This window comes from Paraburkholderia sp. GAS333 (assembly GCF_050435665.1).
GTDB lineage: Bacteria > Pseudomonadota > Gammaproteobacteria > Burkholderiales > Burkholderiaceae > Paraburkholderia > Paraburkholderia fungorum_A.
In genome coordinates, this window is the sequence record NZ_JBNDKS010000002.1 from 397435 (window position 1) to 411395 (window position 13961).

Genomic DNA, 13961 nt, shown 5'->3' on the forward strand with positions numbered 1-13961 from the left:
TGGATGCCTTACCGTAGAAGCTGCTGCAAAGAACGGCAGCGCCACGTTAAGGCTGATTGACATCGTTTTTAACAGTTTGTTGCGTGTTGAGGCAAGCCGCTTTACAGACGGTTGCAGAAGCCCCGTCAGCAGGCGTCTCCGCCCGACAAGCTGGTTGGCCCAGGTTGACCTGCGCAATTATGCGTCGAGTGGTGGAAACATCGGCGCGAAGAATTGAAATGCCTCTCGCATGCAGCGTCGCCGGGCTTGTACCGTTTTTCTATTGCTACAAAACGGAGACAGGTCGATGAATCATCCCTCATTCGAAGGACAGCCCGCTATCGAGGCGCCCGCGTGGGTCAAACACCGAAAACTGATCGACTGGGTTCAGCGGGTTGCCGCCAGAACCAAGCCGGACAGCATCGTCTGGTGTGACGGCTCGCAGGAGGAATACGACCGCCTGTGCGCACAGATGGTCGCGGCGGGCACCCTCAGGAAGCTCAATCCCACGAAACGTCCCAATTCTTATCTGGCATGGTCCGATCCATCCGACGTCGCGCGCGTCGAGGATCGCACGTTCATCTGCTCGCAACGCGCGGAAGATGCCGGCCCCACCAACAACTGGGTCGCCCCGGCCGAAATGCGCACTACGCTCGACGGTCTGTTCGAAGGCGCGATGCGCGGCCGCACGATGTACGTGGTGCCATTCTCGATGGGCCCGCTCGGCTCGCCGATCGCGCACATCGGCGTCGAATTGAGCGACAGCCCGTATGTGGTCGCCAACATGCGCATCATGACGCGCATGGGTCGCAAGGTGTACGACGTGCTGGGCGAAGACGGCGAGTTCGTGCCCTGCGTCCACTCGGTCGGCGCGCCGCTTTCGGCGGGGGAGCAGGACGTCGCGTGGCCGTGCAACAAGACCAAGTACATCGTCCATTTCCCTGAATCGCGTGAAATCTGGAGCTACGGTTCGGGCTACGGCGGCAACGCGTTACTCGGCAAAAAATGTTTCGCGCTACGGATCGCGTCGACGATGGGCCGCGACGAAGGCTGGCTCGCCGAACACATGCTGATTCTCGGCGTGACGTCGCCGGAAGGGCGCAAGCATCATGTGGCGGCGGCGTTTCCGTCGGCGTGCGGCAAGACCAACTTCGCGATGCTGATTCCGCCGGAAGGTCTGAACGGCTGGAAAATCTCCACGATCGGCGACGATATCGCGTGGATCAAACCGGCTCAGGACGGCCGTCTGTACGCGATCAACCCCGAGGCCGGTTATTTCGGCGTTGCGCCGGGCACCAGCGAAAAGACCAACTTCAACGCGATGGCCACGCTGAAAGAAAACGTGATCTTCACGAACGTCGCGCTGACCGACGACGGCGACGTCTGGTGGGAGGGCATGACCGACGAGCCGCCCGCGCATCTGATCGACTGGCAGGGCAAGGACTGGACGCCGGCCAGCGCGAAGGAAAGCGGTCGCAAGGCGGCGCATCCGAACGCGCGCTTCACGGCGCCGGCGTCGCAATGTCCGTCGATCGACGCCGATTGGGAAAACCCGGCAGGCGTCGCGATCGATGCGTTTATTTTCGGCGGTCGCCGGTCGACCACCGTGCCGCTCGTCACCGAGGCGCGCAACTGGGTTGAAGGCGTCTACATGGCCGCGACCATGGGCTCGGAAACGACCGCCGCCGCCGCCGGCCAGCAGGGCGTGGTGCGCCGCGACCCGTTCGCGATGCTGCCGTTCTGCGGCTACAACATGAGCGACTACTTCGGCCACTGGCTGAAAACCGGCGAACGTCTGGAACAACTGAACGCGAAGCTGCCGAAAATCTTCTGCGTGAACTGGTTCCGTAAGGGCGCGGACGGCAAGTTCGTGTGGCCTGGTTTCCGCGAAAACATGCGCGTGTTGAGCTGGATGGTTGGCCGGATCGAAGGCACGACGCAAGGCGAGGAGCATGCGTTCGGCGTGTCGCCGCACTATGACGACATCGACTGGCGCGGTTTGAATTTCAGCCGTGAGCAATTCGAGCAGGTCATTTCCGTCGATGACGCAGCGTGGCGCGACGAACTCGCGCTGCACGCCGACCTCTTTGACACATTGCAACAAGGGCTCCCGCCCGCGTTGCAACAGACCAAACGCTCGCTCGAAGAGAAACTCGCCGTCTAACAACGTGAGTGTTCACTCTCGTGAAAAGACCGCCTTCGGGCGGTTTTTTATTTGTGATCGATCCCCGAATAGCGATTTTTTCTGAATCCGCAATGCCGGAATGACCTTTGCATCTATTCGCACAAAAAAGACAGTTCAAGGTGCGGTGCAGCAGATTGTTTCTTTTTTCGGATCAATCGACGGTCATGCCCCACATTGGGGAGCAGAGTCGCACGAAAATTGACAATATTTCGGCTGTTGTGGGCAACTTATGCACGATTTCGCGAGTCGTAGGAGAATTCCAAGTTCGCTTCACTGGTTTTCACTAATTGTCAGGAAGCTGTAACACGGCAGGAGTTGTCCTATGGATCATTTGCAGTCGATGCGAGTTTTCGTCAAAGTGGCGGATCTCGGCAGTTTTGCCCGCGCTGCGAGCGCGATGGATATTTCCAACGCAGTTGCCACCCGTCACGTAGCCGACCTCGAAGGGCGTCTTGGTACGCGGCTGCTCAATCGCACAACCCGCAGCTTGTCTCTGACCGAATCGGGTCAGGTGTATCTCGAGCGTGCGCGCCAGATTCTCGACGAACTGGAAGACGTCGAACAGATGGTGGTCGCGCGCAATCATGAACCCGTCGGCACGTTGCGAATCGTCGCGCCGGTGGTGTTCGGGCTGCATAACCTCGCACCCGTACTTCAAACGTACGCGGAGCGCTATCCGAAAGTTATTCCCGATGTCACGCTGGTCGACCGGCAGGTCGATCTGGTCGAAGAAGGTTTCGACGTTGGCGTGGTGATCGCGCGGCAAATGCGCAGCGCGAGCATTGTCACGCGGCGTCTCACCACCGGTTGCATGACAGTGTGTGCAACGCCGGCTTATCTCGAGAAGCACGGCACGCCGACGCGTCCCGAGCATTTGCTGGAGCATCCGTGCCTGAGTCTGCCCTCTGAGTATTGGGGCGACGAACGTGTGTTCACGGGACCGGAAGGCGAAGTGCGTGTGCGTCCGTCTAACGTGATCGTCGCGAACAATACGGAAATGCTGCGGCAGTTTGCGTTGCTCGGCATGGGCATCGCGATTTTGCCGAGCTATCTGATTGGCCGTGATATGACGCGCGGGCGCCTCGTGCGTCTGCTCGGCGATTACCGCTTGCCGCAGGTCGAGATCAACATTGCGTATCCGAGCCGCCGTCACTTGCCGGCGAAGGTGCGCACGTTCATCGACCATCTGGTCGAGCATTTCAGCCAGACGCCGAACAGTCTGCTTGGCGAACAGTGGATCAAGGACGGGCTGGAGCGTCACACGACGTCGTCGTTTGATTCCGCCGACTCTTCGATGCCGCCGGAAGCATTCGACGGTGCTGAGCCGTTGTCGCGGCTGCTGGACAGCGAGTTGTCGCCGGTCTCGTCGAATCTGGCGAAGACGACGAATCGTCCTCGGCCGACGGCGTTGTCGCCGCTCTGAAAGATGGTTTAGTCGGCATGTGTCGCTGGTGAAAAAAAGGCGCAGTCACGTTAAGTGACTGCGCCTTTTTTTGGGCCATTGCGGAAGAGCGATTCAAGCAACGGGCTGGAAACAATCTGCGTTCCAGCCGTCACCGGCTCCCGATCAGGAGCCTGTTTTACGCGCTACCGCTTTCTTCGCAGGTGCTTTCTTGGCGGCAGCGGTTTTGGTCGCAGGCGCCTTCTTGGCCGCTGCCGTTTTCTTCGCCGCCACCTTCTTTGCCGGCGCTGTCTTCACGGCTACTGCTGTGCCTTCGTCGTCGGAGTCCGACTCTGCTTCCGGTGCGGACTTGGCAGCCGACTTGGCCGCCGCAGTCTTGGCGGCAGTCTTCGCCGACGGTTCCTTCTTCTCGAACTCGAAGCCGACCTTGCCGTCGGGCTGCCGGACGAGGAAAGCCTTGAAGTTACGGCCCGTGCGCGACGACTTGAAGTTGGTCAGCAAATCCGTGCGGCCTTCTTCGAGCAACTTCGCCATCTGCTCGCGGGCAATTTCCTGCTGCAAGATCACCTTGCCCGAGCGGAAATCGCAAGTCTTCGGGTTGGCAACCGAGTTCTCGCAGACGTAGCTCATGCCGTGCTCGAACACGCGGCCCTTGCACTTCGGACACGCGCCGACCGGCTGCTGGTCGGAGAAATCAGGCGGTTCGCCGTCTTCGCCGCCCGCATCCTGACCGAAGTCGAATTCGAGCTTGTAGTTCTTGATTTCGTCGTCGAGCGACAGCTTCAGGATTGCAGAGAACGGACGGCCCATCTTGCTGCGGAAACCCGACAGCGGTCCGATCGTCTTGTTCTGCAACAGCTCTTCGACTTCCGGGATTTCGAACTGACGGCCGCCCGGAATCTTCGAGATCGAGAACTCGCATTTCGAGCACGCGAAACGCCGGTAGTTCTCTTTCACCTGACCGCCGCAATTCGGACAAGGTGTCTGCAACGTCGCGTAATCACCCGGGATCGTGTCCGAATCGTATTCCTTCGCGCGCTTGACGATGGTCTGCGTCATGCGGGCGATTTCCTGCATGAACGCGTCGCGCGGCAGGTTGCCACGCTCCATTTGCGAGAGCTTGTATTCCCACTCGCCGGTCAATTCCGGTGCGGTCAGTTCCTTCACGCCGAGGCCGCGCAATAGCGTCATCAGCTGGAATGCCTTCGCGGTCGGAATCAGATCGCGGCCTTCGCGGATCAGATACTTCTCACCCAGCAGACCTTCAATGATGGCGGCGCGTGTAGCCGGCGTGCCGAGACCCTTGGCGGCCATTGCTTCGCGCAATTCGTCATCTTCGACGAGCTTGCCCGCGCCTTCCATCGCCGACAGCAACGTCGCTTCGTTGTAGCGTGCGGGCGGCTTCGTCACCAGTTGCTGGGCGGCGATCTTGTCGGTCTTGACCTTCTCGTCCTTCTGCACCGGTACGAGGTTCGCGTCTTCACCGCTGATTTCGCGGCCATAGACCTGCAACCAGCCCGGTTCGACCAGCACCTTGCCTTCGGTCTTGAAATGATGACCGACCACTTCGGTGATCCGCGTGGTCACGCGATATTCGGCGGCCGGGAAGAACACCGACAGGAAGCGCTTCACGACCAGGTCGTAAAGCTTCTGCTCGGGCTCGGACAAATTCTTCGGCGCCTGCGCCGTCGGAATAATTGCGAAGTGATCGCTGATCTTCGAGTTATCGAAGATGCGCTTGTTCGGCTTCACCCAGCCCTTGTCGAGCACCTGCTTCGCAAACGGCAGGTAGTTGTTGCTCTCCTTGAGCATGCCGAGCGTGTCCTTGACCGTATCCATATAGTCTTCCGGCAGCGCGCGAGCGTCGGTCCGGGGATAGGTCAACACCTTGTGCTTTTCGTACAGCGCCTGGGCAAGACCGAGCGTGTTCTTCGCCGAGAAGCCGAAGCGGCCGTTAGCCTCGCGCTGCAGGCTGGTCAAATCGAACAGTGCCGGCGACAGTTGCGTGGACGGTTTCGATTCTTCCGTCACCGTGCCGATCTGGCCGCGGCAGGCAGCGACGATCGTCTCGGCGGCAGGGAGCGCCCACAAACGCGAATCGCGCTTTTCCGGATCGAACTCGTCGCGCTTGAATTTCGGGTCGAACCAGCGGCCTTCGTAGAAACCGTGCGCGCAGACGAACTCCGCCTTCACTTCCCAGTAATCGCGCGGCACGAAGCGGCGAATCTTTTCTTCGCGTTCGACGACGATCGACAGCGTCGGCGTCTGCACTCGCCCGACCGTGGTCAGGAAGAAGCCGCCGCCCTTGCTGTTGAACGCGGTCATTGCCCGCGTGCCGTTGATGCCGACCAGCCAGTCCGCTTCGGAGCGGCAGCGCGCGGCATCCGCGAGCGGTTGCATTTCTTCGTCGCTACGCAGACGTGCAAAGCCGTCACGGATCGCGCCGGCCGTCATCGATTGCAGCCACAGACGCTGCACCGGCTGTTTGGCTTTTGCGTGCTGCGCGATCAGGCGGAAAATCAGCTCGCCTTCGCGCCCCGCGTCGCATGCGTTGATCAGACGATCGACGTCTTTACGCTTGAGCAGCTTCGTCAGCACCTTCAGGCGCGACTCACTCTTGGCGATCGGATTCAGATCGAAATGTGGCGGGATGACGGGCAGGTTAGCGAAGCTCCACTTGCCGCGCTTGACTTCGTAGTCTTCGGGCGCGGCAATTTCCAGCAAGTGGCCGACTGCCGAGGAAAGGACGTAGTCGTCGCTTTCGTAGTATTCGTCATGCTTGGTAAAGCCGCCCAAAGCGCGCGCGATGTCGTTCGCGACGGAAGGCTTTTCGGCGATGATCAGTGCTTTGGACATGACTCGATGTGAGGTTGGTAGATCCGGGTTGATGGCCTTGAGTGCGCTTTTGCTAGCGCGACCCTCGTTTGCGACCTTTGCGACCCATTAACGACCGCTTTATAGCACACGGCGCGAAGGCGGCGTGTCAAGTGCCATAAAATGCGCGCCATCATAATTGCGCGCTCTGTCATTGGGCAAGCAGCGTCAGACGTGCCGCGCGCTGTCTTGCGTAACGCTTCCGGCACCCTTTGCCGTCAAGCGCGGACGTCCGCTGATGGTTGCTCTAGGCAACCGTGAGCGCGGGCCGCAGCTTGGGCGCGCCGCTGACGCCGGGCACGGCCGTCAGGTCCGACAACATCCGTTCAACAATCGACGCCTGTGGCAAAACCGTACCGAAAAAACGTGTCGTGACCGAGTCTTCTATCAGGATGGTAGGGAAGTTCTCCACATCCAGATCGTCGAAGCGGTCTGCATGGTTTTCAATGTCGATCCATGCGAAACAGATATCCGGATGCCGGTCGGCCAGCTTGTCAAACGCGTCCCGGTATTCACGGCAGGTTCCGCACCATTCCGCGCACAGGCAGGCAACGAACAGTGTGTCGGGTTCGTTGACGCGCTCGGCAATCCGGTCTTGATCGGTGTCGAGGTTCAGCGCGGGCATGGGACGTTTTCCTTGGATACTTTGTTCAGGTGCTTTGGCGCGAATGTAGCACGGCCGATCCGGAACGGCGGTCAACCCTTATCAGCGCGAGCCTGTTTCGGGCTCGTGCGGACGAAGCGGCCGCCGGGCAGCACGGCCACCTGGCCGGCCAGTTCGAGTTGAAGCAGGGTGGTTTGCAAGGTCGAGTCCTCCATCTCGGTGCGGGCGGCCAGAATTTCAAGCGTGGCGGGGGAGTGGCCGAGCGCGATGAGGAGGCGGTGGGCCTCGGAATTGAGGGTATGGGCGGGCGCTTGAGGCCCGGATTCTTCCTCCTGCGCCGCGGCGCACACGTGCGAGCCCGCATGCTCACCCTGAATGCCTGCCGACGCGGATGCAGCAACCGGACGCTGCGATTCAGGGGTATCCCAAGGCAGCGTTTTCTGCGAAGTTCGCGCTGCGTTGACAGTCGGCCGACGTGCAAAGCCAAGTTCTTCGAGCACCTCGTCGGGCGTTTCCACCAACCTCGCCCCCTGCTTGATGATGCGGTGACAGCCGCGCGACAGCGGCGCGTGAATCGATCCGGGCAACGCGAAAATATCGCGCCCCATTTCATTGGCAAGCCTGGCGGTGATCAGCGAGCCGGAGCGCATCGCGGCCTCGACCATCACGACACCGCTGACGAGCCCTGCGATCAGCCGGTTACGCTGCGGGAAATTGGCGGCGCGCGCCGGAGTGCCAAGCGGCCATTCCGACAGGATCGCGCCCTGCACAGCAATTTGCCGCGCCAGAGCGTGATGCGCGGCCGGGTACACGAGATCCGCGCCGGTGCCGATCACCGCGACCGTGCCGCCGATGCCTTCAAGACCGCCCCGATGCGCCGCGCCGTCAATGCCGAGCGCCAGCCCTGACACGACGGTGACGCCCGCCGCGGACAACTCGCGCGCAAACCGCTCTGCATCTTCGACGCCTTGTGGCGTCGCGCTGCGACTGCCCACCAGCGCGACCGCCCGGTTGTGCAACAGATCGAGCCGGCCCTTTATATATAGCAGCGGGGGCGGATCGGGCATGGTCAGCAACGCGGGCGGGTACGCGGGATCATCCAGCGTCACGACCTGATTGCCGGGTTGCTCCTTCCATGCGATCACCGCGTCGAGCTGAGCGTCGAATTCGGGGGTTGTGGGAGCCAGTACGGCGCGTGCCGCAGCTTCGCCGGCGATTGCCGCCAGCGTCGCCTGAGTCTGGTTAAAAATCGCTTCAGGCAGACCTAGGGCGCTGAGCAGCAGACGCAGTGCGGCGGGCTTAAGCCCCGGTGCAAGCGACAGCCGCAGCCAGGCGGCAAGTTCGACAGAGGTTGCGGGGAGGGTGTGCATTGCGGGTCGCTCCTCTTGCAGGGCCTGCGGGCAGGCGGGCGCCATGCTAAAATTTTCATCATCCGAAATAACTGCGGCGCCGCGCCCACCCGCGCGGGCTCGTCGTTTAGCGCAAGTGGCGCGTTGAATCGAACCGGTTCGACAGCATCTATCCTCGGCGTATTGCGACGGGCTCACAACCTGGCCGAACGGCCAACGCGAGCCTTCTCCCGGTCAGCGGCGCCCAAAAATACACTCAAGATCATGGCTTTACTGAATATCCTCAATTACCCGGACAAACGGCTTCACAAGATCGCGAAGCCGGTCGAGAAGGTCAACGACCGCATCCGCCGTCTCGTCGCGGACATGGCCGAAACCATGTATGCCGCGCCCGGCGTCGGCCTCGCCGCGACCCAGGTCGACGTGCATGAGCGCGTGATCGTGATCGACGTGTCGGACACGCACAAAGAGTTGCTCGCGTTCATCAACCCGGAAATCATCTGGTCGAGCGACGAGAAGAAGCTGAACGAAGAGGGCTGCCTGTCGGTGCCGGGCATTTACGACAACGTCGAGCGCGCCGAGAAAGTGCGCGTGCGCGCGTTGAACGAGAAGGGCGAAACCTTCGAGCTGGACTGCGAGGGGCTGCTCGCCGTGTGCATTCAGCACGAAATGGATCACCTGATGGGCCGCGTGTTCGTCGAATACCTGTCGTCGCTGAAACAAACGCGCATCCGCAGCAAGATGAAGAAGCTCGCCCACGCGATGTAATGCGCGGCCACCTCGTCTACTGTTCCCATTCATGAGCCATTCGTTGCGCGTCATTTTTGCCGGTACGCCGGAGTTCGCCGCGGCCGCGCTGGCCGCGATTCACAGTGCCGGTTTTCCGGTGCCGCTCGTGCTGACCCAGCCCGACCGGCCCGCCGGACGCGGCATGAAATTGCAGGCAAGCCCGGTCAAGCGTTATGCGCAGGAGCACGGTCTAGCCGTTGCGCAGCCGACTTCGCTGCGCCGCGCCGGTAAATATCCCGAGGAAGCCGCAGCGGCTATCGACCAGCTGCGCGCCACGCCGCACGACGTGATGGTGGTGGCTGCCTACGGCCTGATCCTGCCGCAGGAAGTGCTCGACATTCCGCCGCTCGGTTGCATCAACATTCACGCTTCGTTGTTGCCTCGCTGGCGCGGCGCCGCGCCGATTCATCGTGCGATCGAAGCGGGCGACGCCGAAACCGGCATCACGCTGATGCAGATGGATGTCGGCCTCGACACCGGCGCAATGATCTCCGAAATCCGCACCCCCATTTCCGCCGACGACACCACCGCGACCCTTCACGACCGTCTCGCGCAAGACGGCGCGAAGCTGATTGTCGACGCGCTGCTCGAACTCGAGCGCAGCGGCAAGCTGGCGTCGACCCCGCAGCCTGCGGACGGCGTGACGTACGCGGAAAAAATCGGCAAGCACGAGGCCGCACTCGACTGGCGCAAGCCGGCCGAGGTCCTAGGGCGCCAGGTTCGCGCGTTCGATCCGTTCCCCGGCGGCGTGGGCACGCTCGAAGATGGCAGCTCGATCAAGATCTGGGCCGCTACGCCGATCAAGGCTGCGGGCAACGGCGGCGCGCCTGGAACGATCGCCGAGGTCAGCGCGGAAGGTGTTGCAGTGAACTGCGGTGAAGGCGCCTTGCGTCTCACGCAATTGCAGAAACCCGGCGGCAAGCGCCTGCCGGTGCGTGAATTCCTTGCTGGTTCCACGTTGGCTGCCGGACAGCGCTTTCAACTTCCCGAAGCAAATTAACAGCTTTGCCCTGTTACGAACATCGTCCGTCCGGACGATGTTCACTGCGCCCGCCGCATGGCCTGCCGCGCGTTAGAATCCTTCATGCAACAGCTTATGTTTCGAGGATTCCAATGTTCGGCATTACCCATTTCGAGTTTTTCATCGTCGCGGTATTTCTTCTGAACGTGACGCCCGGCCCCGACACGGCCTATATCGTCGGACGCAGCGTCGCTCAGGGGCGCGGTGCGGGCATGATGTCGGCACTCGGCATCTCAGCGGGTTGCTGCGTGCACTCGTTGGCCTGCGCATTCGGTCTGACCGCGCTGCTGGCTGCATCGACCACGGCGTTCACCGTCATCAAATTCGTCGGCGCAATTTATCTGATGTATCTCGGCGTGCGGCTGATTTTCGCCAAACCGTCGGCAGACGACGCAAACACGGCGACAGCGGGCGAAGTGCGCGCAGCCGGTGCACCCAAGTCGCTCAGGCAGCTTTTCCTGCAAGGCTTCTGGACCAATGTGCTGAACCCGAAGGTCGTGCTCTTCTTTGTGTCGTTCTTTCCGCAATTCGTCACGACCGGCAGCGATCATAAAACCTTCGCGTTCCTCACTCTCGGCGCGGTGTTCGTATTGATGAGCATGATCTGGAACAGCTTTGTCGCGTGGATCGCAGGCAGTGTGACGCAGCGCTTCTCCGGCAAGCCGTCGATGAAGAAGTGGCTGGATCGCGGTGTCGGCAGTGCGTTCGTCGGACTGGGTATCAAGCTCGCCACTGCATCAAGATGATTGAATTTTCTCTACCCGCCCATATCTAACAGTTCGCTTACAATCGGGCGACGCGATCACGCGGCGCAGAGATGAAGCCCGCACTTAGGGTAAGGAGTAGCAAACATGTTTAATTGGGTCAAAACCGCGATGTTGATGGCCGCGATCACGGCCCTTTTCATCGTGATTGGCGGGATGATCGGCGGGTCGCGCGGCATGATGATCGCGCTCGTGATCGCCCTCGGGATGAATTTCTTCTCATACTGGTTTTCGGACAAGATGGTTTTGCGCATGTACAACGCGCAGGAAGTCGACGAAAACAGCGCACCGCAGTTTTATCGCATGGTGCGCGAGCTGGCCACGCGCGCTAATTTGCCGATGCCGCGCGTCTATCTGATCAACGAAGACGCGCCGAACGCGTTTGCCACAGGGCGCAATCCGGAGCACGCGGCGGTTGCCGCTACCACCGGCATTTTGCGCGTGCTGTCCGAGCGCGAAATGCGCGGCGTGATGGCCCACGAACTGGCGCACGTGAAGCATCGCGACATCCTGATCTCTACTGTTTCGGCGACCATGGCCGGTGCGATTTCCGCGCTGGCGAATTTTGCGATGTTCTTCGGTAGCCGTGATGAAAACGGCCGTCCGTCGAATCCGATTGCCAGTATCGCTGTCGCGTTGCTGGCGCCGATCGCCGGTGCGTTGATCCAGATGGCGATTTCGCGTGCACGTGAGTTCGAAGCTGACCGTGGCGGCGCGCAGATTTCCGGCGACCCGCAAGCGCTTGCTTCGGCGCTCGACAAGATCCATCGTTACGCGAGCGGTATTCCTTTCCCTGTGGCCGAGCAGCATCCGGCCACCGCGCAGATGATGATCATGAATCCGCTCGCGGGCGGCGGCATCGCCAGTCTGTTCTCGACCCACCCGGCGACCGAGGAGCGCGTCGCGCGTCTGATGGAAATGGCACGTACAGGTCGTTTCGAGTGATTTGACAGCGTGCGGCGGCACCCCGTCCGGCCGTTGCCGCTGACCCTCGCGCTGACCGGTTTGGGTGGAAATAACCGGTTTTGACCGGGTAAGGAGGGATACGCGGCGGATACGCAGCAACATGATGATTGCGTATCCCTGTATTCTATGGGCTGACCCACCCTCACGCCCGCACCATGCCATCGCCCACCGCCGCCGGCAAAGTCCCGTTCACCGAAAAGACCATCGACGCCATGCGCCGCCTGCCGTTCGAGCAGAAGCCGGTGGGCCTCGACGCGAACGGCGCCCTCCTCACTGAGCCCGTGCCCGACGACGCGCGGGACTACTTCATCCGCGATGCGTCAACGCCAGGCTTTGCCCTGCGCCGGTACCGCACCGGGATTCAGACGTGGTACTGCGAGCGCAAACTGGCCGGACGGGTTTGCCGCTTCGTCTGCGGTGACTACCGCACAACCAGCCTGGGGCAGGCTCGCAAGGCCGCGCTGGCCGCGCTGGCGAAGATGCGCCAGGGCATCGACCCGAACCACGAGGTCGAGGCGAACACGCAGAAAACCATCGAACGCGACAGGGAACGCCGGTTGACGTTCGGGCTCATGCTCGAACGCGACGCCGAACGCCGATCGGCCGAGAAGGCGGCGGAGGGCAAGGCCGACACCAAAAACACCGCCCGCGATCGCAAGAACACCATCAACGTCGTGAAGAAACAAGCGATCTGGACCAAGCCGGTCGCCGACGTGACGGTGGACGACCTCACGGACCTGATCGGGGCGGTACGCAGGAAGCACGGCGATTCAACGGCGATCAAGGTCTGGCGGTACAGCCGCGCGGCGTTCGGCCGCCTGCTGTCGAGCGAAGCGCCGGACGTGCACGTGTTCGACGAGTTTTTGAAGAGTCAGGACACGGCCCTGCCGAAGCCCAAGCGGTCCCAGCGGTACCTTGCGACCGGCGAGCAGTCAGGCGTGGCCTGGTTGCGGTTCATCGCCGCACAGCGCGACGCTGAAACCGCCGTCAAGACCGGCCACCCGTGGACCCGGTCGGTGATGGCCGACGCGATCATTACCACGTTGTGCCTGGGGTTCCGCAAGATGGAAGCGTTGGCGCTGCGGGTCGAGGACGTGAACTTCGAAAAACGGTGGATACGCGTCACCGAGGACCGGGCCAAAAACAAGCGCGTGCACTACGCGCCATTGTGCCCGGGCCTGGAAGCCCTCTTGCGTGAGCGCATCGCGGCCAACGCGGCACCCCGCGGCCGGGACGTGGAACGCGCCAAGCGCGGCGTACCGATCCCCGTGAGCGAGTACGTGTTCCCGACCGAACGACGGACGGCCAAGAGCGGGCACATTCAAGGCGTCCAGTCCCTGCTCGACCTCGCCAGCGAGCAGTCCGGCACTTACGTGTCCCTGCACGACCTGCGGCGCTCGTACGGCGGGGAAATGTACAGCCTCATCGTCGGCGGCGACGCCTCGACCCGGGCCGACACGCGCCTAGTCAAACAAGCGCTCAACCACGTCGCCGAAGAAGACACCGAAATAACGCTGTCGTACGTCAACATCGACGCTCGGATCAACGCCCTGCGCCCGGCGGCCGAGGCCCATGAGCGCAAGATTTTCGGGCTTTGCGGCATCCCCGTGCCGGGCGTGGCCCCGGTGCCCGCGAACGACGCCACGGCCCTGCTCGACGCGCTCAAAGCGAGGGCGGCGGACGATCCCGCCCTGCTCGAACAACTGCGGGCGATGGTTGGCACGCTGCAACCCTGATCCAATCCCCTGCAGGGTGTAGGGGATTGGGCCATCCAAACCGGCGGAAATGACCGGGAACGACCGGAAGTCGCCGGTTGTTCCAGGAGCGTCCAAAACCCTAAAAAAACCGCTTGTACGGCCCTAACCTGGGCGCGTACAGTCCATTCACCGCGACGCCCGCCAGCGACGCCGCGGGGCTGGCAGAGCAGCGCCAGCGCGCCGTGAGGCGCACCTATGCGACTCGCCGGGAGGCAAGCCCGGTGCATCTCGCTCCACAGTTCGTCGTGTGGGGCCACCACGTAGCCCGTGG

At 61.9% G+C, this 13961-nt stretch carries 10 protein-coding genes; 7 read left to right on the plus strand and 3 right to left on the minus strand.

What is annotated here, in order from left to right; genetic code table 11:
• Positions 1–286 precede the first annotated feature (286 nt).
• Complete coding sequence (locus ABH945_RS10925) at positions 287–2143, plus strand: phosphoenolpyruvate carboxykinase (GTP) (protein ID WP_429250575.1); 1857 nt, start codon at positions 287–289, stop codon at positions 2141–2143.
• A 343-nt stretch (positions 2144–2486) separates the two neighbouring features.
• Positions 2487–3587 (plus strand): LysR family transcriptional regulator, encoded by a 1101-nt coding sequence (locus tag ABH945_RS10930; RefSeq protein ID WP_074762665.1) that lies wholly within the window; start codon positions 2487–2489, stop codon positions 3585–3587.
• Positions 3588–3731: 144 nt separating this feature from the next.
• Here the strand turns inward: ABH945_RS10930 and ABH945_RS10935 are convergent, their stop codons facing one another.
• From ABH945_RS10935 to dprA, 3 genes are all read right to left on the minus strand, one after another.
• Positions 3732–6422 carry a DNA topoisomerase III gene (locus ABH945_RS10935; RefSeq protein ID WP_429250576.1) on the minus strand — a complete coding sequence of 897 codons (2691 nt, stop codon included), beginning with the start codon at positions 6420–6422 and terminating at the stop codon, positions 3732–3734.
• A gap of 265 nt (positions 6423–6687) precedes the next feature.
• A complete protein-coding gene (locus ABH945_RS10940) occupies positions 6688–7065 on the minus strand; it encodes a thioredoxin family protein (RefSeq protein ID WP_074762667.1) in 378 nt (125 codons plus the stop codon).
• A 71-nt stretch (positions 7066–7136) separates the two neighbouring features.
• Positions 7137–8414 (minus strand): DNA-processing protein DprA, encoded by a 1278-nt coding sequence (gene dprA / locus ABH945_RS10945; protein ID WP_429250577.1) that lies wholly within the window; start codon positions 8412–8414, stop codon positions 7137–7139.
• A 243-nt stretch (positions 8415–8657) separates the two neighbouring features.
• Between dprA and def the strand changes: the two genes are divergently transcribed.
• From def to ABH945_RS10970, 5 genes are all read left to right on the plus strand, one after another.
• The gene (gene def / locus ABH945_RS10950; protein WP_074762669.1) at positions 8658–9161 is read left to right on the plus strand and encodes a peptide deformylase; all 504 of its coding nucleotides are present in this window, start codon (positions 8658–8660) and stop codon (positions 9159–9161) included.
• Between the two features lie 31 nt (positions 9162–9192).
• Positions 9193–10182 (plus strand): methionyl-tRNA formyltransferase, encoded by a 990-nt coding sequence (gene fmt / locus ABH945_RS10955; RefSeq protein ID WP_429250578.1) that lies wholly within the window; start codon positions 9193–9195, stop codon positions 10180–10182.
• A 113-nt stretch (positions 10183–10295) separates the two neighbouring features.
• Entirely contained in the window at positions 10296–10949 is a 654-nt protein-coding gene (locus ABH945_RS10960) for a LysE family translocator (RefSeq protein ID WP_429250579.1), read from the plus strand.
• Between the two features lie 105 nt (positions 10950–11054).
• On the plus strand, positions 11055–11912 hold the full coding sequence (gene htpX / locus ABH945_RS10965) for a zinc metalloprotease HtpX (protein WP_429250580.1): 858 nt from the start codon (positions 11055–11057) through the stop codon (positions 11910–11912).
• Positions 11913–12088: 176 nt separating this feature from the next.
• Positions 12089–13669, plus strand: a complete 1581-nt coding sequence (locus ABH945_RS10970; RefSeq protein WP_406867757.1) for an integrase arm-type DNA-binding domain-containing protein — start codon at positions 12089–12091, stop codon at positions 13667–13669.
• Positions 13670–13961 lie beyond the last annotated feature (292 nt).